The sequence below is a fragment of the Type-F symbiont of Plautia stali genome, assembly GCF_059731105.1.
This window is the reverse complement of record NZ_AP035911.1, coordinates 63128-87473: the sequence shown is the minus strand read 5'-3', so window position 1 is coordinate 87473 and position 24346 is coordinate 63128. Positions and strand designations below refer to the sequence as shown.

General features: G+C 56.5%; 16 protein-coding genes and 1 pseudogene. 9 read left to right on the top strand and 8 right to left on the bottom strand.

The features are described 5' to 3' along the window. The first annotated feature begins 14 nt into the window (after window positions 1-14). Window positions 15-1148, top strand: coding sequence for an efflux RND transporter periplasmic adaptor subunit (locus AC6I7A_RS21830; protein ID WP_058957543.1), 1134 nt, complete (start codon window positions 15-17; stop codon window positions 1146-1148). Continuing rightward, a complete protein-coding gene (locus AC6I7A_RS21825; protein ID WP_058957544.1) occupies window positions 1145-4189 on the top strand; it encodes an efflux RND transporter permease subunit in 3045 nt (1014 codons plus the stop codon). The genes AC6I7A_RS21830 and AC6I7A_RS21825 overlap by 4 nt, the downstream gene beginning before the upstream one ends. A 38-nt stretch (window positions 4190-4227) precedes the next feature. On the opposite strand, the gene AC6I7A_RS21820 is transcribed toward AC6I7A_RS21825, so the two are convergent. Beyond that, window positions 4228-4473 carry a hypothetical protein gene (locus AC6I7A_RS21820; RefSeq protein ID WP_033736884.1) on the bottom strand — a complete coding sequence of 82 codons (246 nt, stop codon included), beginning with the start codon at window positions 4471-4473 and terminating at the stop codon, window positions 4228-4230. Between the two features lie 71 nt (window positions 4474-4544). After that, window positions 4545-5447, bottom strand: a complete 903-nt coding sequence (locus tag AC6I7A_RS21815; RefSeq protein WP_058957545.1) for a LysR family transcriptional regulator — start codon at window positions 5445-5447, stop codon at window positions 4545-4547. Between the two features lie 104 nt (window positions 5448-5551). Here AC6I7A_RS21815 and budA point away from each other — a divergent pair, with 104 nt between their 5' ends. The 6 genes from budA (at window position 5552) to AC6I7A_RS21785 (ending at window position 13151) form a co-directional block, all read left to right on the top strand. Then, window positions 5552-6334: an acetolactate decarboxylase gene (budA, locus tag AC6I7A_RS21810; RefSeq protein WP_009093211.1), complete on the top strand. Its 783-nt coding sequence runs from the start codon at window positions 5552-5554 to the stop codon at window positions 6332-6334. Window positions 6335-6348: 14 nt separating this feature from the next. Further along, window positions 6349-8028: an acetolactate synthase AlsS gene (gene alsS / locus AC6I7A_RS21805; protein WP_009093213.1), complete on the top strand. Its 1680-nt coding sequence runs from the start codon at window positions 6349-6351 to the stop codon at window positions 8026-8028. A 23-nt stretch (window positions 8029-8051) separates the two neighbouring features. Continuing rightward, the gene (locus tag AC6I7A_RS21800; protein ID WP_058957546.1) at window positions 8052-8825 is read left to right on the top strand and encodes a (S)-acetoin forming diacetyl reductase; all 774 of its coding nucleotides are present in this window, start codon (window positions 8052-8054) and stop codon (window positions 8823-8825) included. A 203-nt stretch (window positions 8826-9028) separates the two neighbouring features. After that, window positions 9029-10480 (top strand): flagellin N-terminal helical domain-containing protein, encoded by a 1452-nt coding sequence (locus AC6I7A_RS21795; protein WP_072215494.1) that lies wholly within the window; start codon window positions 9029-9031, stop codon window positions 10478-10480. 331 nt (window positions 10481-10811) lie between these two features. Next, complete coding sequence (locus AC6I7A_RS21790; RefSeq protein ID WP_058957548.1) at window positions 10812-12125, top strand: CitMHS family transporter; 1314 nt, start codon at window positions 10812-10814, stop codon at window positions 12123-12125. Window positions 12126-12290: 165 nt separating this feature from the next. Next, the gene (locus AC6I7A_RS21785; RefSeq protein WP_058957549.1) at window positions 12291-13151 is read left to right on the top strand and encodes an MBL fold metallo-hydrolase; all 861 of its coding nucleotides are present in this window, start codon (window positions 12291-12293) and stop codon (window positions 13149-13151) included. On the opposite strand, the gene AC6I7A_RS21780 is transcribed toward AC6I7A_RS21785, so the two are convergent. From AC6I7A_RS21780 to AC6I7A_RS21755, 6 genes and pseudogenes are all read right to left on the bottom strand, one after another. Then, the gene (locus AC6I7A_RS21780; RefSeq protein WP_058957550.1) at window positions 13148-15685 is read right to left on the bottom strand and encodes an excinuclease ABC subunit UvrA; all 2538 of its coding nucleotides are present in this window, start codon (window positions 15683-15685) and stop codon (window positions 13148-13150) included. The genes AC6I7A_RS21785 and AC6I7A_RS21780 overlap by 4 nt on opposite strands. Window positions 15686-16162: 477 nt before the next feature. Next, a pseudogene (locus tag AC6I7A_RS21775) lies at window positions 16163-17282 on the bottom strand (IS3 family transposase). Window positions 17283-17855: 573 nt separating this feature from the next. Then, window positions 17856-18464, bottom strand: a complete 609-nt coding sequence (locus tag AC6I7A_RS21770) for an ATP-dependent Clp protease proteolytic subunit (RefSeq protein WP_058957553.1) — start codon at window positions 18462-18464, stop codon at window positions 17856-17858. A 137-nt stretch (window positions 18465-18601) separates the two neighbouring features. After that, window positions 18602-20701, bottom strand: coding sequence for a peptidase domain-containing ABC transporter (locus AC6I7A_RS21765; protein WP_058957554.1), 2100 nt, complete (start codon window positions 20699-20701; stop codon window positions 18602-18604). Further along, window positions 20694-21971, bottom strand: a complete 1278-nt coding sequence (locus AC6I7A_RS21760) for an HlyD family secretion protein (protein WP_064484510.1) — start codon at window positions 21969-21971, stop codon at window positions 20694-20696. Before AC6I7A_RS21760 ends, AC6I7A_RS21765 begins: the two co-directional genes overlap by 8 nt. A gap of 425 nt (window positions 21972-22396) precedes the next feature. Then, window positions 22397-22618, bottom strand: coding sequence for a hypothetical protein (locus AC6I7A_RS21755; protein ID WP_153009200.1), 222 nt, complete (start codon window positions 22616-22618; stop codon window positions 22397-22399). 410 nt (window positions 22619-23028) lie between these two features. Between AC6I7A_RS21755 and AC6I7A_RS21750 the strand changes: the two genes are divergently transcribed. After that, window positions 23029-24309: a DUF1173 family protein gene (locus AC6I7A_RS21750; protein WP_058957556.1), complete on the top strand. Its 1281-nt coding sequence runs from the start codon at window positions 23029-23031 to the stop codon at window positions 24307-24309. Window positions 24310-24346 lie beyond the last annotated feature (37 nt).

Below are 24346 nucleotides of genomic sequence, written 5' to 3'. Positions count from 1 at the left end.
ACAGGAACCCGGCTATGACAGACTTCTTATCTGATGCTGCCCGCCAGATCTGGCGTCACCTCTTCTCTGTTCACCTCGTGGTGCCGTTCGTCTTTGTGTTGTCCGGGGTGCTGATTATGACCGGCTGCCGCGATAACAGTGCGGCCCCGCCGCCAGCTCCGCCCCGCCCGGTAAAAGCCGTGACCGCGCCGCCGCCCGGCGGTGCGGCCTCTCTGCGGCTGACCGGTGAAATCCGGGCGCATGACGAAGTCACCCTGGCCTTCCGGCTCGACGGGCGGGTCGTCAGCCGCATGGCCGAGCTGGGCGATCGGGTCAGTGCCGGGCAACCGCTGGCGGCGCTGGAAAACGATCAGACGCGTAACCAGCTGAGCAGCGCCCGGGCCGATCTCGACAGCGCCCGGGCGGCGGAGCGGGTCGCCGCGCTGAATCTGCATCGGATGCGGTTGCTGATGCCCGGCGGTGCTATCGCCCGCAGCCAGCTGGACAGTGCCCAGGCGGACTGGCAGAGCGCGCAGTCCCGCCGCCTCAGTAGCGAAGCGGCGCTGAAAAATGCTCAGGATAGCCTCAGCTGGACCCGGCTGACGGCCCCTGCTGCGGGCCGGATCACCGCTATCACGGTTCAGCCGGGTCAGGTGGTCAGCGCCGGACAAAGCGTAATGACGCTGGCCGCGGGGGATGCTCGCGATGCGGTGTTTGATCTGACCACCACCGAGCGGCTGCAGATCGCTGATCGCACACCGCTGAAGGTGACGCTGCTTGCCGACTCCGGCATCGAGGCCAGCGGCACGGTCCGTGACATCAGTCCGCAGGCTGACCCGCAGACCCGCACCTGGCGGCTCCGTGTCACGCTGAATCAGCCGCCCGAGGCGATGGCGCCCGGTGCCACCGTGATGGTTACCCTGCCCGACTCGCAACCGCCGGTCATCGCCCTGCCCGCCAGCGCCCTGACGCGCTTAGCCGACCAGCCGGCACTGCTGGTTGTGGATGCGGCTTCCCGTCTGCAGCTTCGCCCGGTGGTGCTGGCCCGCTTTGACGCTCAGCAAATCTTCGTCGCATCCGGTATTCAGCCGGGCGAGCGCATCGTTACCGCCGGTGTCGCCACCCTGCAGCCTGGCGAAAAAGTGTTGCCTGCGCAGGAGGAACCATGAAAAAACCGGCTGGCTTTAACCTCTCTGGCTGGGCGCTGGCGCATCAGCAGCTGGTGGTCTTTTTCATGCTGCTGGTGATGGCCGCGGGCGTGATGAGCTATGAACATCTGTCACGTAATGAAGATCCGGCGTTTACCATCAAAACCGCGGTGGTCTCTGCCCAATGGCCGGGCGCCGACGTTAATACCATGGTGCAGCTGGTGACAGACGTGCTGGAGCAGAAGGTGCAGGAACTCCCCTCTCTCGATACGGTGGAGAGTGAAACCCGCGCCGGGCAGACGGTCATTTATGTCAATCTGCGTGACGATACGCCGCCATCTCAGGTCGCGGGCATCTGGTATCAGCTGCGCAAAAAGATGCAGGATGTGAGCTCCTCTCTGCCGCAGGGCGTGCAGGGTCCGGCGGTGAACGACGAGTTTGATGACACCTTCGGCACGATTTATGGGTTCACGGCTGAGGGCTTTAGCGCCCGTGAGCTGCGCGACCGTGTCGATAACCTGCGACGCGCTCTGGCGACCCTGCCCGACATCGGCAAAACCCGGCTGCTGGGGGTGCAGGAGCAACAGGTGGTTATCGCCTTTTCTCCGCAAAAGCTCAATGGCATGGGTCTCGATTTGCAGCAGGTCAGCGACGCCATCAACGCGCAGAACGAGGTCGTCCCGGCGGGCAGCCTGCGCACCGACCGCGAGAATATTGCGCTGCGGGTCAGCGGCACCCTGACCTCCGTCGACAGCCTGCAGGCGATGACGCTGCATATCGGCGATCGCTTTATCCCGCTGACCGATCTCGCGACGATCAGCCTGCAACCCGCCGAACCGCCCGCCCCGACGTTCCGGGTCAATGGCGTGCCCGCTATCGGGCTGGCCGTCTCCATGGCCGCCAGCGGCAACCTGCTCGACTTTGGTCAGCAGCTGAATCAGCGCATGCAGACGCTGGCTGGTCAGTTACCGCACGGCATCACCATGACCCGCGTTGCCGATCAGTCTGCGGTGGTAAAAACGGCGGTCAGCGGTTTTATGCGAATCCTGGGCGAAGCCGTGGTGATTGTGTTAGCCGTGTCGTTTATCTCGCTGGGGCTGCGCGCCGGACTGGTGGTGGCGGCGGCGATCCCGCTGGTGCTGGCGATGACCTTTACCGGTATGTTGCTGGCCGGTATCGGGCTGCAGCGCATCTCGCTGGGTGCGCTGATTATCGCACTGGGGCTGCTGGTGGATGACGCCATGATCACCGTCGAGGCGATGGTGGCCCGGCTGGAAGCGGGTGACAGTAAGTGGCAGGCCGCTACCTGGGCGTTTAAAACCACCGCCTTTCCAATGCTGACCGGCACGCTGGTCATGATCGCCGGCTTCATTCCGGTCGGGTTCGCCGCCTCCAGCGCCGGCGAGTACTGCTACTCGCTGTTTGTGGTCATCGCGCTGGCGCTGCTCTGCTCGTGGGTCGTCGCGGTGATCTTCTCTCCGCTTACCGGCTGCTGGCTGCTGTCGGCAAAACTGAATCATGCCGACCCGCGACCGGGCGTGCTGATGCGCGGCTATCACTGGCTGCTGGAAGTCATTCTGCGTCATCGGGGCGTGACGGTGAGCGCGGCGCTGGCGGTGCTGCTGGTCAGCCTGTACGCCACCACGTTTATGCAGGGTGAATTTTTCCCGGCGTCCGACCGCCCCGAACTGCTGGTCAGCCTCACGCTTCCCGCCAGTGCGACGCAGGCTGAAACCACGCGCCGGACCGCACAGCTGGAAGAGGTGCTGCGCTATGACCGCGATGTGGCCAGCTTCAGCAGCTACGCAGGATCGGGCGCCATCCGTTTCTATCTGCCGATGGATGTGCTGCTGGAGAATGAAAACATCGCGCAGCTGGTGGTGGTCGCCAGAAACCTGACGGTGCGCGACCGGCTGCAGCGCAGGCTGGAGAGCAGGCTCGCTGAGAACTTCAGTGATATCACGACACGGGTCTCGCCGCTGGAGCTGGGACCGCCGGTTGGCTGGCCACTGAAATACCGCCTTACCGGACCGGATTATGGTCATGTCCGGCTGGCGGCGTCCCGGCTGGCGGCGCTGATTGCCCGCTCACCGCTGACCCGCGAGGTCAATCTGACCGCCGGAGAACCGGAGCGCGTCATGACGCTGGCCGTCAATCAGACTGAAGCCCGCGCGGCCGGACTCTCCTCCGGGACGATAGCCCGTGCCCTGAATACGCTGATGTCCGGCAGCGTGGTGACGACACTGCGCGACCGCAACCGGCTGATTGATGTGGTGTTACGCGGCAATGACGCGGAGCGGCAGGATACGGCGACGCTGGCGGGTTTGATGATCACCAATGCCAGCGGTCAGAAGATCCCGCTGCGCCAGGTGGCGACCCTGAAGTGGGGCGTGGATGACCCGGTGATCTGGCGGCGTCAGCGGCTGCCCTACATCACGGTGCAGACAGATATCGCCCCCGGCCAGCGGGCGGAAGCGGTCTCTCAACAGCTGGCACCGGCTATCGCCGCCCTGCGTGCTTCCCTGCCCGCCGGGTACACGATTGAGGAAGCGGGCACGGTAGCGGAGTCGGACAAGGGCAACAGTTCGGTCTTTGCCCTGCTGCCGATGACGCTCTGCGCCATGCTGGTCCTGCTGATGATTCAGCTGCAACGCTTTTCCGGTATGCTGCTCGCGCTGAGCATGGCCCCCTTCGGCCTGCCCGGCATCGTTTCCGCCATGCTGCCGACCGGCACCCCGCTGGGCTTTGTGGCGCTGCTGGGGATTATTGCACTGGCAGGTATCATCATCCGCAATGCGGTGATCATGATCAGTGAAGTGGATGCCAATGCCCGCGCCGGGCTGGCCGCGGGTGAGGCCATCCGCCAGGCGGCGCATCACCGCGCGCGGCCTATCCTGCTGACCGCCTGCGCCGCGATCCTCGGTATGATCCCCATCGCCCATCAGGTTTTCTGGGGACCGATGGCGCTGGCGATTATCGGGGGGCTGGTCAGCGGAACGCTGGTGACGCTCACCGTGCTGCCCGCCGCGTTAAGCCTGTTGATGCAGCGCCGGTCGCGCTGAAACGGTGTCAGGCGATCGCGCGGGATCGCCTGACATGCTCAGTTCATCACCTCCACCAGAATCAGCGGGCACTTTCTGACTTTACAGGCCTGGGTATAGGCCAGCGAACAGACCGAACAGAGGTCACGCACGTCAGACTGGTACTCATACTCCATGAAATAGCGGAACTGGCCACCCGCCGAATCTGTTCTCCAGAATCGCTGCGGCTCCAGAATTTCATCCAGTTGCCTGAATGTCAGGGCTGACGGGTTGTGAAACCCGACTCTTACGCGGTATGTAGTCATGCCCCGATTATTAATATCCCGCCCACCGCCCGCCAGCTGGTTATTGTTTTCAGTTCAATAGCTGGCGCTTATCAACCCGCTTCGCCTGAAGCCGACTGTTCCGCCAGCAGCGACAGCAGGTGCAGCACCGCTTTCGAGGGGTGATGCCGCCGCCAGGCAAACGCCACGTCGGTGAACAGCGTGTTGTTTTCGATATCGCTGAAGCTGACGTCCGGGTTATCAACGCAGCGCATCGACTCCGGCACCAGCGCAATCCCGCACCCTGCCGCCACCATACCGAGTGACGTGGTGATCTGCGGCGCCTGCTGGAAGGTGTGGCGCGAAAACCCCGCCCGCAGACAGGCGGTGACAATCAGCTCATACAGGCTGGGCGAAACGTCACGCGGGAAAATCACCAGGGTTTCACTGGCCAGGGCCGATAAGGGCAGGACGGGTGTGCCGCTGAGAGGGTGGCAGCGCGGCAGCGCAATCAGCATCTTTTCGGTGGAGATGACGCGCAGATTAAAGGCCTTACTGCTTTCGCACGGCAGCCGGATAAAGGCGGCATCCAGCAATCCCTCCTGCAAATCCTGCATCAGCAGGGACATGTTCTCTTCGCGCGTCAGCAGCTCCATCGCCGGATAACGCCCGGTAAAGCGGCGGATCAGGGTAAAGATATGAGGATTAAAGGCAACCGAGCTGGCAAATCCCAGTGACAACTGGCCGCTGATCCCACGGGCGATCCCGCGCGCATTCTCCAGCGCCTGGTCGGCAAGTTGCACAATCTGCACGGCATCCGCCAGAAAAGCCTCGCCGGCCTCGGTGAGTTCCACCCCGCGCGTCAGCCGCTTCAGCAGGGGTGTGCCAATCTCCTGCTCCAGCCGCAATATCTGCTGACTCAGCGGAGGCTGCGATATCCCCAGCATTTCGGCGGCGCGGGTGAAGTGAAGCGTCTCGGCAACGGCAACAAAATAACGCAGGTGGCGCAGTTCCATATCAAAAACGTCTCAAAGTTAACAGGTTTCGCTATTGGATCTTACGACTGAATCGGTTCACCCTTAGGTTAACACGGCTTAACGGTTAACTTACGAGGCATCAAATGAGCAATTGTGTAACTGATTGTTCCTGTGAGGATCAACTAAAACGAACTGTCTTAACGCTTTCCCAGGATGCACCAGAAAGTGTTATCTATCAGACCTCTTTAATGAGTGCGCTACTGAGCGGCGTTTACGACGGGAACACGCGGATTGCCGATCTTCTGCGCAAAGGCGATTTTGGCCTGGGCACCTTTAACCGGCTGGATGGCGAGCTGATCGCCTTTGACAGTCAGGTTTACCAGCTGCACGCCGATGGCAGCGCCCATCCGGCCGATCCGGCGCAGAAAACCCCGTTTGCTGTCATGACCTTTTTCAAACCGCAATATCTGTTTGAGTTTGACCGGCCGATGTCGCGTGAGGCCATCCATCAGGTGATCGACAGCGAAATCACCTCCGACAACCAGTTCTGCGCGCTGCGGATCAGTGGCCGTTTCAGCCGGGTCGAGACCCGCACCGTGCCGTGCCAGTGTCGCCCCTATCGCTCCATGCCGGAAGTGCTGGGCGATCAGCCGACCTTTGCGTTCCGCCAGCGTGCGGGGGAACTGATCGGCTTCCGCACACCCCAGTACATGCAGGGGATTAACGTCGCGGGCTATCACGAACATTTTATTACCGACGATCGCGAAGGCGGTGGACACATTCTGGATTATGCGCTGGAACAGGGAACCCTGACCTTCGGTGCCATCAGCAAACTGGTCGTGGACTTGCCGCAGGACAGTGACTTTCTCAATGCCGACCTGAACCCCGCCAATCTTGACGCTGCCATCCGTGCGGTCGAAAGCTAATCAGAGGAATGACGATGAAAACTCCAACCGATACCACGCTCTGGACCTGTGGCGCTGACCTGGTGGTCGCGCAGCTTGAGGCGCAGGGCGTCCGCCACGTCTTTGGTATTCCCGGCGCCAAGATTGATAAGGTTTTTGACTCCCTGCTGGACTCCTCCATCCAGACGATTCCGGTTCGCCACGAGGCGAACGCAGCGTTCATGGCAGCAGCCGTAGGCCGCCTTACCGGCAATGCGGGAGTGGCGCTGGTCACCTCCGGACCGGGCTGTTCTAACCTGATCACCGGCATGGCTACCGCCACCAGCGAAGGGGACCCGGTGGTCGCCCTCGGCGGCCAGGTAAAACGCTCCGACAGCGCCAAACAGGTGCACCAGAGCATGGATACCGTCTCGATGTTCCGCCCGATCACCAAATATGCAGTTGAGGTCACCGATCCCTCCGCGCTCTCCGAGTGCCTGTCGAATGCGTTTCGTCATGCCGAACATGGCCGGGGCGGCGGCGCGTTTGTCAGCCTGCCGCAGGATATTGTCGACCAGCCTGTTACCGGCAAAGCACTGAGCAGCAAAGCCCGTCCCGTCCTGGGCGCAGCACCGGACGCGATGATCGATGCCGTGAGCCAGGCTATCGCCGGGGCTAAAAATCCGGTCATCCTGCTGGGACTGATGGCGAGTCAGCCCGAGAACAGCGAGGCGATCCACGATCTGCTGAGCCGCAGTCACATCCCGGTCACCAGTACCTATCAGGCCGCCGGTGCCATCCGCCAGGAGCACTTTTCACGCTTTGCCGGACGCGTCGGATTATTTAACAACCAGGCGGGCGATCGGCTGCTGCAACAGGCTGATCTGATCATCACCATCGGTTACAGCCCGGTGGAGTATGAACCGGCCATGTGGAACAGCGGCAACGCCACGCTGATTCACATCGACGTGATCCCCGCAGAGACCGACAACCGCTACCTGCCGGACGCCGAGCTGGTGGGCGATATCGCCGCCACGCTGCGTAAACTGGCGGCGCGCATCACCGCGCCGCTGCAGCTGACGCCGGAAGCCGCCACCATCCTCGATGACCGTCAGCAGCAGCGGAAACTGCTGGCGATGCAGGGTGCCAGCCTCAATCAGTTTGCCCTGCATCCGCTGCGCATCGTGCGTGCCATGCAGGACATCATTAACAGCGACGTCAGCCTCACGGTGGACATGGGCAGCTTCCACATCTGGATCGCCCGCTATCTCTACAGCTTCCGCGCCCGCCAGATCATGATCTCCAACGGTCAGCAGACCATGGGCGTCGCCCTGCCGTGGGCAATCGGGGCCTGGCTGGTCGACCCGCAGCGCAAAGTCGTTTCGGTCTCGGGCGATGGTGGCTTCCTGCAGTCCAGCATGGAGCTGGAGACCGCCGTCCGGCTGAAAGCCAACATTCTGCACATCGTCTGGGTCGACAACGCCTACAACATGGTGGCGATGCAGGAAGAGAAAAAATATCACCGCGTCTCGGGCGTTAACTTTGGCCCGGTCGATTTCAAAGCCTATGCCGAAGCGTTTGGCGCAGCAGGCTTTGCGGTGACCAGCGCGGCAGAACTGGAGCCGACGCTGCGTAAAGCGATGGATGTTCAGGGACCTGCGGTAGTGGCTGTCCCGGTGGATTACGCCGATAACCCGCTGCTGATGGGCCAGCTGCATCTGAGCCAGCTTCTTTAATTTCATGCAAAAAGGAAATCACGATGAAAAACAGAGTGGCATTTGTAACCGGCGCAGGCCAGGGCATTGGTGAAGCGATTGCCCTGCGTCTGGCGAAAGATGGACTGGCGGTCGCGGTGGCGGACTTTAATCAGGACACCGCCCGTCAGGTGGCGGAGAAGATTACTCAGCAGGGCGGTAAAGCGATCGCGCTGAAAGTAGATGTGTCGCAGCGCGATCAGGTGATGGCGGCAGTTGAGGAGGCGCGTCGTGCGCTGGGGGGCTTCGACGTCATCGTCAACAACGCCGGTATTGCCCCCTCGACGCCGATTGCGGAGATTACCGAAGAGGTGGTCGACAAGGTTTACAACGTCAACGTCAAAGGCGTGATCTGGGGTATGCAGGCGGCGATAAAGGCTTTTGCGGCTGAAGGGCACGGCGGCAAAATTATCAACGCCTGCTCTCAGGCCGGACACGTCGGCAACCCGGAGCTGGCCGTCTACAGCTCCAGTAAATTTGCCGTGCGGGGCCTGACACAAACCGCCGCGCGCGACCTGGCCGCGGCCGGCATTACGGTCAACGCCTTCTGTCCCGGCATCGTCAGGACGCCAATGTGGGAAGCGATCGATCGGCAGATATCGGAAGCGGCCGGAAAACCCGCCGGTTACGGCACGGAAGCGTTCGCCAGACGTATTACGCTGGGACGTCTCTCTGAGCCGGAAGATGTGGCGGCCTGTGTGGCCTACCTTGCCAGCCCCGACTCCGACTACATGACCGGCCAGTCCCTGCTGATCGACGGCGGCATGGTCTTTAACTGATCCCCCTGCCTGCTGCGCCAGCGCGCAGCAGCTGTTTTTCCTGCCCGGCTTCACCCTTAAATATTTTTTATCTGAAAAGCGGTTAACCATCAGCAGGTTGCCCGCCTGGCCGCGCCCCTGCTGGTTTTTTGTCACTGCAGAGGTTAAAGCTGCTTATCACCCTGCCGATAAATCAAAGACTCCTCTCCCTGTTCGAAGCGACCATGTTAACAATCAACCATAACGACACCGCCGCGATAGCGAACAAAACGCGGTACGGCACTGACTCTGTTCTGGGACGAACGGTTGAACGACTTTCATCAGGGATGCGGATTAACAGTGCTAAAGATGACGCGGCGGGCCAGGCCATTGCCAACCGCATGACGGCCAATGTGAATGCCGATGCGGTTGTTGCGCGCGGCCTCAATGATGCGATCAGCTACTCCCAGACGGCAGGCGGCGGTTTGGGCACCATCGCCAATCTGCTGATTCAGGCCCGCACGCTCTCCGTGCAGGCGGCAAACGGCACGCTCTCTGATGCGGATCGGCAGAGCGTTAACGACCAGTATCAGCAGATTCTGGCCGGTATTGATGAAGTGGCCGATCACACTGAGATTTTTGGCCGCTATCCGCTGGCGACCGATAATCCCGATCTTCCGCCCGCGAAGCTGGGCAACGTTGATCCCATCAACACCAAATTTCCGGTTTCGGGCAGGAATTACTCCTTCAGCTCCGGGGTGATCCCGCTGGCCTATATTCCGGCAGGCGCGACGTCGATTACCATCACCATCGACTCGCTGGGTCAGGATGATGACCTTCAGCTGTTTACCCGCGACGGTAAGCATCTGGTCGGCACGCCGCTGGAAGGCAGCGCGCCCGACTACACCTGGACCAGCAAGGGGATAACCGATGCGGCGACCGCAAAATCGCGCCTGCTGACCAGCAGTAACGGCTTTGACAGCAACGCGGCCTATGACAGCTCCTCCCTGCTGGAAGGGGGATCGAGCTGGGCGCTGGCGGGCAGTAACAGCGGCAGCTACAACGGCATGAACATCACCTACAGTGGTGACGGCGATCGCTATGAAGATGCCACCAGCGGCGATTTCAACAACGGCACCATTACCGGCAACCGGCTGGAGCGCATCACGCTGGATACCGTCAGCGAAGATCTGATTGTAGTGGTGGTCGGCAACGGATCTTTCACCAGCAATCTGACCTGGGGGATCCTGCCTGAGCCGAAAGGGATGCCCGCCATACCGCCGCATAAGAGTCAGCCGATGGAGGTGATTACCAGTGCGGATTATGGTCAGCCGGTGCAGTCGGACTCGATTCCGGCCACGCCCTCGGACACCAAAACGCTGAAGCTGAATAACACCACGCTGCTGACCAGCGGTGACATCTCCGTCACCATGAAGGCGCTGGATTCAGCCCTGGAGAAGATCAGCAGTTATCAGTCGCTCTATGGCGCGAAGATTAACCGCTACGAGTCGAACCGGAATGTGCTGTCGCAGCAGGGTGTGGATACCGCCACCGCCCGCAGCCGTATTCAGGATGCTGACTACGCGGAAGAAGCGAGCCAGCTGGCACGCAGCCAGATTATTCAGCAGGGACAGACCGCCGTCAGCAAAATGGCCAACAAAACGCCTGAGACGATTATCCAGTTGCTGAATAATTAAAGCCCATTAGGCTGAGCGCTCGCGCTCAGCCGCTTCCCCTTGACGGATTTTCGCCGCTGCATCAGCCCCCGTCTGGCCCGCAATTCCCTCTTACGCCCCCCTATCGTTTGATCTCAGTCACACAATCTCGTTTAACATTCGTTTAAAGATGATCCCGATCACCCTTCCCTGTTAAAGAAATGCTAAAACCTGATAACAATTTAATATCATCTTTCCGATCAGGGTTAATTAAAACAACAGGTTAATCGTTACCACGCTAAGCAATTTCCTGAATTTTCCTGACTGAACGCCACCTTTTCATTACTTTTACGCCATTGTGAGGGCTGTTATTTTGCTGACGATACTGGGTTTTTCCATGGTTGTTTGCTTCATGTATCTCATCATGACCAAACGCATGTCAGCCTTAATTGCGCTGATCCTGATACCAACCATTTTTGCGCTGATTGGCGGTTTTTATGCGGGACTGGGCGAAATGATGCTGGATGGCGTCAAAAAGCTGGCCCCCACCGGTGTCATGCTGACCTTCTCGATTCTCTATTTTGGTCTGATGATCGACGCCGGCCTGTTTGACCCGCTGGTCCGTTTTATTCTCCGGCTGGTGCGCGGCGATCCGCTTAAAGTGCTGGTCGGCACCGCCGTGCTGACGCTGCTGGTTTCACTGGATGGTGACAGCTCCACCACCTACATGATCGCCATCGCGGCTTTCCTGCCCCTCTATCACCGGCTGGGTATGAACGTGCTGATGATGACCTGTCTGGTCAACCTCGCCAGCGGCATCATGAACCTCTCGCCCTGGGGTGGCCCGACCGCCCGCGCCGCCGCTGCCCTGCGCATTGACGCCCTCGACATCTTTATCCCGATGCTGCCCGCCATGCTGCTGGCCTGCGTCAGCCTGGTCGCGATGGCCATGCTGTTTGGCCTGCGTGAGCGCAAGCGTTTAGGCGTCATGACGCTGAAAGATCACCATCTCGACAACATTGAGCTGGGGCTGGGCGATGCCGATGAGTGCGCCGCCAACCGCCGTCCGAAGATGTTCTGGCCCAACTTCATCCTGACCACCGTGCTGCTGGTGCTGCTGGTGGTCGGGTTAATGCCGATTCAGATCCTGTTTATGCTGGCGTTTGCGATTGCCGTGATGCTCAACTATCCAAGCCTGGAGGAGCAGAAAGCGCGCATCAGCTCTCATGCCGGTAACGTGCTGGCTGTGACCGCGCTGATTTTTGCCGCCGGTATCTTCACCGGTATTCTCTCCGGCACCGGCATGGTGGATGCCATGGCGAAGAGCCTGCTGGCGGTGATCCCGCACAGCTTCGGACCTTATCTGGCCGTCTTCACCGCACTGGTCAGTCTGCCGTTCACCTTCTTTATGTCGAATGATGCCTTTTACTTCGGCATCCTGCCGGTTATCGCGCAGACGGCGGCCAGCTACGGCATTACCGCAGAGGAGATCGCCCGCGCCTCTATCGTCGGTCAGCCTTTCCATCTGCTGAGTCCGCTGGTGCCGTCAGTCTATCTGCTGGTGGGGCTGGCAAAAGTCGATATCGGCGACCACCAGCGCTTTGCGATTAAATGGGGGATTCTGGTCAGTCTGGTGCTGATGGCGGGCGGTCTGATCACCGGCGCTTTCCCGTTCTTCCATCGTTAACTCTGCTTTCTGGCGGATAACCGGCAATTTTGCCCGGTTATCCGCTTCACCGCTCCGCCTACTGTTACAACCCTCTCTACACTCTAAAGCCAGGCTGATCTGCTGCGTGCCGGAGACGAGCCGAAGCACCTCAGCCATTCTGCCGATGATTGCGATGGAGGCCCGATGAAAATTCACCACCTGAACTGTGGCTGCATGTGCCCACTGGGCGGAGCATTTTATGATGGATTCAGCAAAGGCATCAAAGCGCATCTGGTCTGTCACTGCCTGCTGATTGAGACGGACCACGACGGTCTGGTGCTGGTCGACACCGGCTTTGGCCGCCAGGATATCCACGCGCCGGGCAGCCGCCTGTCCGGCTTTTTCCGCGCGCTGAACAATATTCAGCGTCGCGACGAACTGACCGCCCTGTCACAGGTCAGGACGCTGGGCTTCCGGGCTGAGGATGTGCGGCATATTATTCTGACCCACCTCGATTTTGATCATGCGGGCGGACTGACCGATTTTCCGCAGGCGCGCATCCACCTGCTACAGCAGGAGGTGGACACGGCCCATCAGCGTCATAGCTGGCTGTCGCGGGAGCGTTACCGTCCCGGACAATGGGGTGGGATCAGCCACTGGGAGACCTATCAGCCGCAGGGCGAAACGTGGTTTGGTTTTGAGGCGGTAAATCGCCTGCGGGATTTACCGCCAGAGATTCTGCTGGTTCCGCTGGCGGGCCACACGCCGGGTCACGCGGGCATCGCCATTCAGCAGCCTGACGGCTGGCTGCTGCACGGCGGCGATGCGTGGTTCTATCGGGGCGAAATGCGCCAGCAGACGCGCCACTGCACGCCTGGGCTGCGTTTTTACCAGTGGATGATGGCGATGGATAACAGCGCCAGACGACACAACCAGCAACGCCTGCGGGAGCTCTCCTGTCAGCGCGGCAGCGAAATCACCTTTTTCTGCAGTCACGACGCACGTGAGCTGGAGGCCCTGCAGGTTAATGCGCCGCGGTTCAGCCAGAGTGCCCGGCCCGATTAATCCGGATCGCCCGCTCGCTTTTGCAGCTGGGCTGACAGCCACGGAGCGGTCAGACTCTCTGATGACTGACTGACCGCATCCGGTGAGCCGGATGAAACAATCCGGCCCCCCTTATCGCCCGAACCCGGCCCCAGATCGATCACCCAGTCCGACTCCGCCACAATTCGCATATTATGTTCTGCCATGATGACCGTGTGGCCGCGTTTAACCAGCTCATCCAGCACCCGCAGCAGCTTATCCATATCCGCCGGATGCAATCCGGTCGAAGGTTCATCGAGCAGATAGAGCGTGGCGGTGCGCTGGACCCGCTGCAGTTCCCAGGCGAGCTTGATACGCTGACACTCTCCGCCGGAAAGTTCTGTGGCGGGCTGCCCCAGCCGGAGGTATCCCAGCCCCAGCGCCGTCAGTGCCGACAGCGAACGCTGAATCCCTTCGTTGCCGCTAAAGACCGCTGTTGCCTCGTCCACCGTAAGATCGAGCACATCCGCAATCGTCAGGTTGTTCCACCTTACCTCCAGCGTCCCGGGGTTGTAGCGGCTGCCCGCGCAGACGGAGCAGGTGGCCGTGGCGCTGGGCATGAACAGCAGCTCAATGGAGATCTGCCCCTGCCCCTCACACGCAGGACAGCGCCCGGCAGGCAGATTGAATGAGAACCGCCCGGCGTCGAAGCCTCTTGCCTTCGCTTCGGGGGTATCGGCAAACAATCGGCGAATGATGTCGAAAAAGCCGGTATAGGTGGCCAGGTTGGAGCGCGGCGTCCGTCCGATAGGCCGCTGATCGATTCTGATGAGTCGGCCGAATGCGTCGCTTCCGCTGACCACGCGTCCCTTCACGTCGGGCACCAGATCCTCGTCCTCCCCCTCCTCGCTGTCGGACTCTTTATCCGCATGACCGAGCATTTCAGGCAGCACGCGATTCAGCAGCGTCGATTTCCCTGAGCCTGACACCCCGGTGATGGCCGTCATTCTCGCCAGCGGAAGGGCGATATCCATCCCGGCAATATTGTTGCAGTCGATCGCTTCCAGCCTGAGCCAGTCATCCGGCGACTGACGCTGGCGCAGTCCGGTGTAGCGTCGGGAGAAGAGATAGCCTGAGGTGGGCGATTCGACCTCTTTGACCCCCGCCGGGGCGCCGTTGTAGACGATCGCCCCGCCGTAACCGCCCGGACCAGGCCCGATCTCTACCAGCCAGTCCGCTTCCGCGATGAGGTCAGTGTTATGTTCCACGACTATCAGCGAGTTGCCTGCGCGAACCAGCCTTTTCAGTGAGGCAAGCAGCGCTTTCACATCTTCAGGATGCAGCCCGGCGGACGGCTCATCCAGCACGTAGAGCACGCCAAACAGGCGCGAAATCATCTGGGTTGCCAGACGGACGCGCTGTAGCTCGCCGGAGGAGAGCAGCGTGGTGCGACGCCCCGGCGCGAGATGTCCCAGGCCCAGCGCGTCAAGCTGCTCAAGCCGCATACAGATGTCTGCCGCCATCCGGATGACCGCCTCACGCAGCGCCGGCTCTTCTGGCAGATCGGGAGATTCGCCACGGGCATGGGGACGAAAGCGTTCCGCCAGCGCGGAAACTGTCAGCTCGCTTAGACTGGCGATGTCATACCCGGCAAACGTCACGGAGAGCGCATCGCGGGTGAGTCGTTTACCGTGGCACTCAGAACAGGGCGTGACCGTCACAAAGCGCGCCAGCCGTTTTCTGACCGATTCGCTGCCGCCCGAATAGCTCTGCAACACGATTTTTGCGGCGCTGGTGTAAGTGCCGGTGTATCCCGGTTCCTCGCCTGCCGCTATCGCCTTTTCGCGCTGCTTAGCGTTGAGACCTTCGTAGATGGGCACCGACGGCTGCTCCTCAGTCAGCAGTATCCACTGCCGGTCACGCTCAGACAGAGTGTGCCACGGCGCATCGATGTCGTAGCCGAGGGTATCAAGGATGCTGCGCAGATTCTTGTTGTGCCAGCCCCTGGGCCAGGCGGCGATAGCCCCCTGCCGGATGCTCAGTGAGCTATCCGGCACCAGCGCCTCAGTTCTGACAGTGTGAACCTTTCCCAGCCCCTGGCAGTGGGGACAGGCACCCTTTGGGTTGTTCGGTGAAAAATAGTCGGCCGTCATAAAAGGAACACCGTCCGGTCTGGTGCCCGCACGGGAATAGAGCAGACGCAGCGTGACGGCGATCCGGGTGAGGCTGCCGACCGTCGATCGCTCCTGCGCGCCCGCCCGGCTCTGCTGCAGGGCCACCGCAGGCGGAAGTCCGTCAATGTTATCGACATCCGGCGCCGCAGCCTGATCGATCAGACGGCGGGCGTGAGGTGAAACCGACTCGATAAACCGGCGCTGCGCTTCCGCATAGATCGTATCAAAGGCGAGGGACGATTTACCGGAGCCGGAAACCCCGGTGAACACCACCATGGCGTTACGGGGAAAACGCAGCGACACCTCTTTAAGGTTATGGGTGCGCGCGCCCTGCACGGAGATACAGGGATCGATCTCCCCTTCTTCAGCGCGGTATGTCTCGGTAAAGCGGTGTTCTGTCATGATGTCCCTGCCTGGTGAAATGCGGCCGACTGATGATCGCCTGCGATGAATGGCCGAAAACTGCAGCGGCTAATCTGGCGGACGTACTGGCCCGCTTCTGAAAAACAACAGCAAGGGTAGTCAGGGAACCCGGATTTAACAATTTATGGAGGGAGCTTTGACTGGTGCTAGTTGAGGGCTGAGGCGAATAGGCTCCAAAATGGACATTAGTGCTCAGACAAGCGAAGAGCTTTCCAGAGTAAACATATGCATAGTGCAAAGAAGAAACTGTCTGAAGAGCGTTGTCATGCGTTTTGGCTCACCTAACAATCGTTTCACCTTTCAAATATCGAATATCGAATAAGAACAATAAAATCAATCATATTGCCTGAAATGGGACATATTAACTAAAACCAAAAAAAGGCATACAGACTCAAGTAAAGATTAAAGCCATAATAATTGACCGGAATGACCTGCCCCCAGTATTAGATACAACCATCAGTTAGTAATGTCGATTTGTTTACCTTCACATTTTCCATTCCGCCACCGTGCTGCAAACTCTGATGGCGTCTGATAATTCAGTGCTGAATGTGGACGACACTCGTTATAATCCTGCCGCCAGTCATTAATGACTTTCCTGGCGTGAACAATATCGCTGAACCAGTGCTCATTCAGACATTCATCGCGAAATCGTCCGTTAAAGCTCTCAATAAATCCGTTCTGCGTTGGCCTGCCCGGCTGGATTGAGCGCAACTCAACACCATGCTCAAAAGCCCATTGATCCAGTGCGCGGCAGGTGAACTCCGGCCCCTGGTCAGTTCTTATCGTCGCCGGATAGCCTCGAAACAGCGCAATGCTGTCCAGAATGTGTGTCACCTGCACGCCTGAAATCATAAAGGCAACAGTGACCGTCAGGCATTCCTCCGTAAAGTCGTCCACACAGGTCAGGCACTTGATCCTGCGACCGGTGGCGAGCGCGTCCATGACAAATCCATCGACCAGGCCAGGTTGGGCGCCGCCGGGCGGAGCAGCGGCAGACGTTCTGTTGCCAGCCCTTTACAACGCCGTCTGCGTTTTACGCCCAGCCCTCTCAGATGATAAAGGCGGTACACGCGCTTGTGATTAACATGAAGGCCTTCACGGCGCAGTAACTGCCAGATGCGGCGGTAGCCAAAACACCTGCGCTCCAGTGCCAGCTCAGTGATGCGCTCTGATAAATGCGCATCAGCCGACGGGCGCTGAGCCTCATAGCGGCAGGTCGACAGAGACAAACCTGTAAGTATGCAGGCACGACGTTGTGACAGACCGGTCGCATCACACATAAACTCAACGGCTTCCCGCTTCTGGTCTGTCGTCAGTACTTTCGCCCCGGAGCTACCTGAAGTGCCTCCCTGTCCAGCATGGCTTCGGCAAGCAGCTTCCTGAGTCTGGCGTTCTCTTCCTCAGGCGATTTCAGGCGCTTAACCCCGGGCACCTCCATACCGCCATACTTCTTACGCAAGGTGTAAAAGGTGGCGTCGGCAATGGCGTGCTTACGGCAGAGTCCACGCGCAGAAACCCCGGCTTCAGCCTCGCGGAGAATACTGATGATCTGTTCGTCGTAAAAACGCTTCTTCATGGGGGAGTCCTCATGTGACTTATGAAGACATTACTGACATCGCGGTGTGTTAATCAACGGGGAGTAGGTCAAGGTGGGAAAGGTGTGGTTTGCGGGTCAGAGAGAGCGTGGCAGAGCCTGGCAGATGAAGTGCGAAACGCTATACGACGAGGTTAAAAGAAATGCCGCTGATAAAATGAAGTTGTGGAGTGACATAAAATTATAAAACGAACAATGAATAGAAATGAAAAAGGTCGGGGTGTAATCCCCCGCCTTGATTCAAGTTCCTTCAGTCCTTACGGACGCCCGGTCAGTTGCCTGAAAACAATGATAATGCGTAAACTGGCGTGCAATTTCTGCAATATCAGCAGGATTGATACCAGCATTATCACTTTAGCTTCTCCCTCACAGGAGAGCGCCACAAGCCGCTTATGTCAGTAACTTAAAAAACATGCGCTGATTTATTTCTGGTGAAACACTGTCTAGACCACTACTCCATAAATATAATATCTTTCGCCATAAATGAGCTTTTTATATAATCCATTCATAATCATGATTGGCCGACTATAGCGCTTTTTTAAGCCATAAAGATTTTTAACTCTGCGCGTCGGTAATGAAGTAGGTAATTAAATATGTACGGCTTTCCTTCAGGCCCTGATTCACCAGGCCATGCTTAATTGCGTTGTCTGCATCATAGATTTTACGGCCAGACTCTGCCGCAGTGATCTGTTTCAGCTCATCTGGCATGAGTGTTGTGCATGATGCATAAACTTTCTCAAACATCCTATTATAAGCATCATCTTCTTCCAGAATCCTTTTTGCCTGATCGGGCTTGATGTAATCTGTTTTTTCATAACCTGCAGCAGCCGGATGCAGTAAAAAGTTCGCCATAGGCATTGTATAGCGCTCTGCGGACGCACAATAAATAATCGTTGCCGCAGAGCCGGTCATTGATGCGTTTATCATATTGATTCTTATAGGAAAGTTTCTAATGAACTCATAGGCAACAAAACTGGCATCCATGTCCCCGCCATCACTGTTAAGGTAAATGTCAATATTACTGACATTGCGAAAGTTAGCATGAATATCAGTCAGTCCAGACATCAGCCAGCTTATCGTCTGATTATTTATTACCCCGTTAAAATAGACGCCGGCATCTTTTACCTCGGAATTATTGGTAGTATCGCCTTTTATAAACGTCATGCTTCCATGAGCACACAATGAGTACATAAAAAAAATCAAAGATGATAATAGTCTTTTCAATTTATTCCCTTTTCTAGTTTGTTAACAGAGTGCACGCTAAACAGGCGCTTCTGATTTTTCTGAGCAATCGTGTAATTTCATCCAAGCTTTATAACCCGACCGGCTGAAGCTATTGTTGATGGCCGGTGTGCGATAATGATTCGCGTGATATTTAATCTGGATATGGCTACATTGATTAACATCTCATTGCTCTCATCAAGATGACTGGTTGCTTCATCCATAAAGAGAATCCCAGGCCGGCGATAAAGTGCCCTTGCAATGAAAATCCGCTGTTTCTGTCCGCCAGACAACCCTTCTCCCAGCTCCCCCGTCAGAGTTTCATACCCCATAGGGAAAGCCATTATGTCACTGTGAACATGGCTAAGCCGTGCGCATTCGGTCATCCATTCCTCGTCGACCTCGCGCGAAAACCCTGTGATGTTTTGGCGCAGTGATCCCGCGAGCAGTCGGTCCTCCTGTAGAACGCATCCCACAGCACGACGATAACTGCTGAGCCCTGCGGCAGCAATGTCGATTCCGTTCACAAGAACAGTCCCCGCCTTAGCTTCGATTAAACCGCAAAGTACTTTCATCAGGGTGGTTTTACCCATACCTGACGGGCCGGTTATTGCCACACTTTCCCCGGCCAGGACTGTCAGATTAAAATCGCTGAATACTGCAGGCGAGTGTGCATCATATGAAAATGAAAGATTTTTTGCCTCTAGAGAGAGTCCCTGGCCTGGTGAAAAGATGAGTTGCTCAGTTTTCTGGGTTTCCGGCTCACTCAGGGCAATATCAGCAATTCGTTCACTATGAAGCATCAGCATCCTTAGCTGAAGGAGCAGAGCCGTGAGCGACAGAACCCTGTCTGAAAACATTCCCCTGAACGAGCTGAATGCTACAAATGCCCCAAGCGTCATGGTGTGATCCATGACGGCAGAAATGCCTATCCATAAAATAACAACGCCATCGAACGCTCCGATAAGCGTACCGGCTATACCTGCCAGCACATCAAAGCGCATGAGACTGATGCTGGAATTAGACGCATCAGCCAGCAGAGCAAGCCAGCTCTGTCGCCGCTGTTCTGAAAGCCCTTGGGCACGAACGGTCGCAGTTGCATAGAGCGTTTCTGTGAAGGATGAAGCAGCACGGCCATTTTTTATGAGCAGTTCTTCCTGTGCCTGCCGGTAGCGAGGCCACGTGATCACCCTTAATAATACGAATGCAAAGGTAAATGCTGTCACTATCCAGGTTAACACACCGCCATAGAGTAGTAGCAGGATAAAAGCTCCGGCGGCCATAATTCCATCAATAATTGCCCCCGGAAGACTCTGCGTCAGTGCTGACTGGAGCGAATCCAGTGAGGAAAAACGGGACTGAACATCGCCCATATGCCGCCGTTCAAACCAGGCTAAAGGCAGGTTTAAAAGATGACGAAACAGGCCGTCTTTCCACTGTAAGTTCGTATATGTGCTCATGACCATGATCATCCATCCGCGTATGACACTACTCCCTGCCTGAATCAGCATCATTAATAGAAGACTGAGACAGACCAGCATCAGTAATCCGCGATCAGAAGCCGGCACTGCATTATCCATTACCATCTGAGTACCTACAGGCATTAACAGAGTGATGAATTCAATGATCAGTGAAAGACAAAATATTTTGGAGATGGCTGTTTTGAAGCCGGTAATACCGGACAGCAGATTACCGATTTTGAGACGTGACTGCTGCACCTGAGGCTTAAAGTCTGCATCTGGCCAGACTTCAAGCCCTATCCCGGTAAAATGTTTTGAGAGTTCATCCACGGTAACAATACAACGACCTGTAGCTGGATCGTGGATGATATAATTCTTGCCTTTGATACCAGCCAGTACCACGAAATGATTGAAATCCCAGTGCAGTATACAGGGCAATCGCATCTCACTTAGTTCGGTGATATTTACAGACACGGGTCTGCTGGCCATACCGATTTTACCCGCAGTCTGGATGAGAGAGGCCAGACTGCTGCCGCGGGATGATAGTTCAGCCTGCTGCCTCAGGGTCAGAAGGTCTGTGTGTCTTCCATAAAAGCCGGATAGCATGGACAGGCAGGCCAGTCCGCATTCTGATGACTCGGTCTGCAGCTGTAAGGGGACCCTTTTGCGCTTGTCAAAATGCAGAAGTTCGCGCAGACGAAGCAGTACTTCTTCACTCATGTATCAGGCCCAGTGCACTGTCGCGAACGTCATAAAGCGGAGAAAATATCCACTGATACAGTTTCCGCTCATCAAGAAATAACGTAACTGAAGCCCTCATACCGTTTTCTGCTCTGATTATGCTGTCTTTGTAATGAAACTGATCAGAGTTAGGGGTAACAATGACTTTATACCAGGTTTCCGGCGCGTTGACGGATCGTGCCGGAGAGCCGGAATATGTTGCCATTTCCTGCCAGGAAGCTGGTGTATGGGCTACTGAAAAAATCTTTCCCGGGAACTGACCAAATTTTTCGGAGGGGAATGCATCGTAGCGAATGTTAACCTGCTGTCCAGCGGTCAGATAAAGTACAGCAGAATCAGGTACCCACAATACCAGCTGACGGTAGTGTGCGGTGGCCGGGATGATCTGAATAAGGCTATCCCCTGAGCCTACGGACTGACCGGGGGTAACGCTCAGCGTATCAACGGTGCCATCAACAGGAGAAATAATCACCTGGTCTCCGCCAGCATCTGCATCAGCAAGTTCACCCTCCAGCGCACTTTTCTGTATGCTGATCTGATAAAGCTGATTATCAAAATCGGATGCCTGTGTCTGCATAGCGCTTCGCAGTGTAAGCACCTGCAAGGCATTCTGTTCATTCTGCGTATCCAGTCCCAGAATATCGTTCTGCTGCTGATAATACAGAGCCGTCTGGCTAATAAGCTGGTCGCGGTTTATCAATCCCTGCTTCTGATACTGCCGGTAATTGTCCATATTCTCCTTCATCAGCCCCAGTCCTTCACGAGCATGAATCACTGCCTGAGCAGAATGCTGCAGTGCCAGTTCATAACGCTCTTTTTCTTCTGTGAGCATAGCCAGCGTAATGCTGCGGTTATGTCGAATTTCCGCATCAATATGCGTAAGTGTGTCAATACGCTTTTCAATACTTTCCCGGTGTCGTATGTTTACTGCGCCTGAGGCAGTGGTACGGCTGACATTCACAGAACATAGCGGCTGACCTTTTTTTATTTTCTGACCTGGTTTTACCACACACTTTTCGATAAAACCCGGCTGTGCACTGAAAACCGTGACTGCCCGGGGTACTGATGTTATTTCCCCGTAAACATTCACCCGGCGCGTGTAAGAAAACTCAGTTATTAGAATAAAGAAAAGCAGGAAGAATGCGGCGGTAAAAGCTATTACATAACGGCCGGGCAGATCAGAAAGCAGTACTGCTTTTCCCGACCAGTTTCTGCTCCTGGTTTCCAGAGCCTCCTTTCTGAAAAGCATAAACTGCAGATTCCTGTGAGTCAGTTACTTTGTCAATGTAATGGCTGGTTCAGAAAAGATGAAGGAGAGGTAATAATACCCTCTCCCCTTTTTTTACCAGTGACACTGTCCGTTTACACTATTGCGGCTGGAGTCACCGCCCAGCGCGCCGTGATTATCATTGTGACAGTTCTTTGCATATGATGCCGCCCCTGCAATTGCCGCTCCCTGCGCGGCACCTTTAACACCGCCTAATGCTGCGCCAACAACCACTCCTTCCGGCCCGCCGGCCCACCCCGTAAAAGCGCCTCTGACCGCACCTGCATAGGCACCGTTTGCCGCCCCTCGCGCTGCATCGTGCGATACGCGCGACGAACAGCCACCTTCGTAGCCCGAATTAGCATTTCCGCCTGATACCATACTTATTTCACTTACGTCCAGTTCTCTCATTTTCGTTCCTTTAAAATAAATCGCTTGTGAATAAAAGGTACTACCGTCATTGATAAAAATACATATGACGCGATGACGCCATATATAGAGTTATCAGATACATTCAGCCTTGCACATAAAATGCCAACAGGCAGGCACAGTAAAAAGAAAGCGCCTTCGAGAAGCAGGAGTGAAAGAAAACCTTTCATGGGTAATGCTTTAAATATGTTGTTTGCCATTCTGCCAACCTGAAAATTATCGCATAGAAGTTTGTTTACATTATGGTTAATAAAAATTTTCAATTTACTTAAAATACACAGCGCTAACGTAAAGACAAAATCAAGAATTGTAAACCAATGTAAAAAAATGCATTAATATTAGTTAGCGTCGAAAGTATTTTCATTTTTAGTGAAAAATTTTATACAAGTCAGCTGCCCTGGCCCATAATCCGGAGTGCTGGCATATCCATGTATACTAGCCTGTCGAAGATAAAAAAAATTAACTCAAATAATTAACGGATTGAAGCGCATTTTACTGTCAACTAAAATGAATGAAAAAGAGCGCTGGTATTTTTAACAGTTCTAATTGATGCGTGTTACTGCAGATGTGAAAAATAAATTGCATGTGTTTTCAGCAGTGACAGGTCTACCTGTGGCCGATCCTACTCTATGCTACAGGCGATGCCTCTGAAGCTTTCCAGCAAAATGAAACTTCCACCTGGCAGCGCTGGCTCAAACATTCCCGGGATAATAAAAAAACCACAGTGGTGACCTGCAGGTGTCTGCCGGCTGAAAGCGATCCGGTCAGAAGACGGCTGAAGGTTCATTATTCCCGTGATACTGAACGCTGCTGGCTATCTTCGTACGCCTTCACAGGCAATGAGCATAAACCTGACTGCCGGTTTTATTCAGTATGGTCCGATGAACGCCAGGCAGATATTTATACGGGGGACGCGGTCCGTGCTGCAGCTGATGGCACTATTGTGGTCAGACTTCCCACAGGCCTCCAGAAAAAGGCCCCTTCCGAGGTAAAACCGGCTGAAACCGTTCCAGATGACGAACCGGTGAAACGTAAACGGCGGCCCTCGATGAGCCTGCTGGGGCTTCTGCACCTGCTATGGGAGCAGTCCGGTATCAATGTCTGGCACCCGGCTTTCGATAAAAAGAAACGCACCCCTGGCTGGGTAAGCTGGCGCCTGCAGCAGACTGCTGCCCGTATCCGTATTGGTCGCGTGCCACTGGATGAATCCCTGCTGCTCATGGCCATGAAAGATACGCCGCAGGTTATTGCTAACCGGGAACACCTGAGAGCGGCTGAAAAGAACAAAAGGCGACTCATTGTCGTTTCTGTGCTGGCTGGCTGGAGTGAAGCCGGTGAAGCACGGCTGAAGACGATGCTGCCGCTGGGGCTGTTTTCTGGTTTTCCTGACCTGGTTCTGCCTGAAGACGTTCGTTACCGCCTGGAGAGGAGCTTCAGCCGAGAGCTCGGCGACTGGCGCAGGGGAATGAAAGTCGTGATTATCGCTCAAACGGAACCGCCTGAAACATCGTTCAGGTATGCAGACGGGCGTAAATGGCCATCCAGCTGCAGTACCGTGATCGATGTGGCGCTGATGACGGTCAGCCCACGCTTTATTCCGCTGGATTCCGGCTATGAGGGGGTTGTCGAAGAAAAACTGTGGCAGGAAAAACGCGCCTTCATTAAGCCTCTGCGCTACGACGGTGAGGAAGATGTGTTTCCGGATTTCGTGCTCAAAGACGTTCCTGGCATTGATGCGCTGCCGATGGAAGTTTTCGGCATGAACTCGCCAGAGTACCTGCAGCGCAGGGAGGTAAAAACCTCTCACTATGAGGCGGAATATGGGCCCGGCCGTTGGTGGTACTGGAATGCTGCTGAGGAGTCTGACATGCCTGCATTTCCCTGCATCTGACACTGGTGTCTTTTAACTGTCGGGAAACATGGCTGAA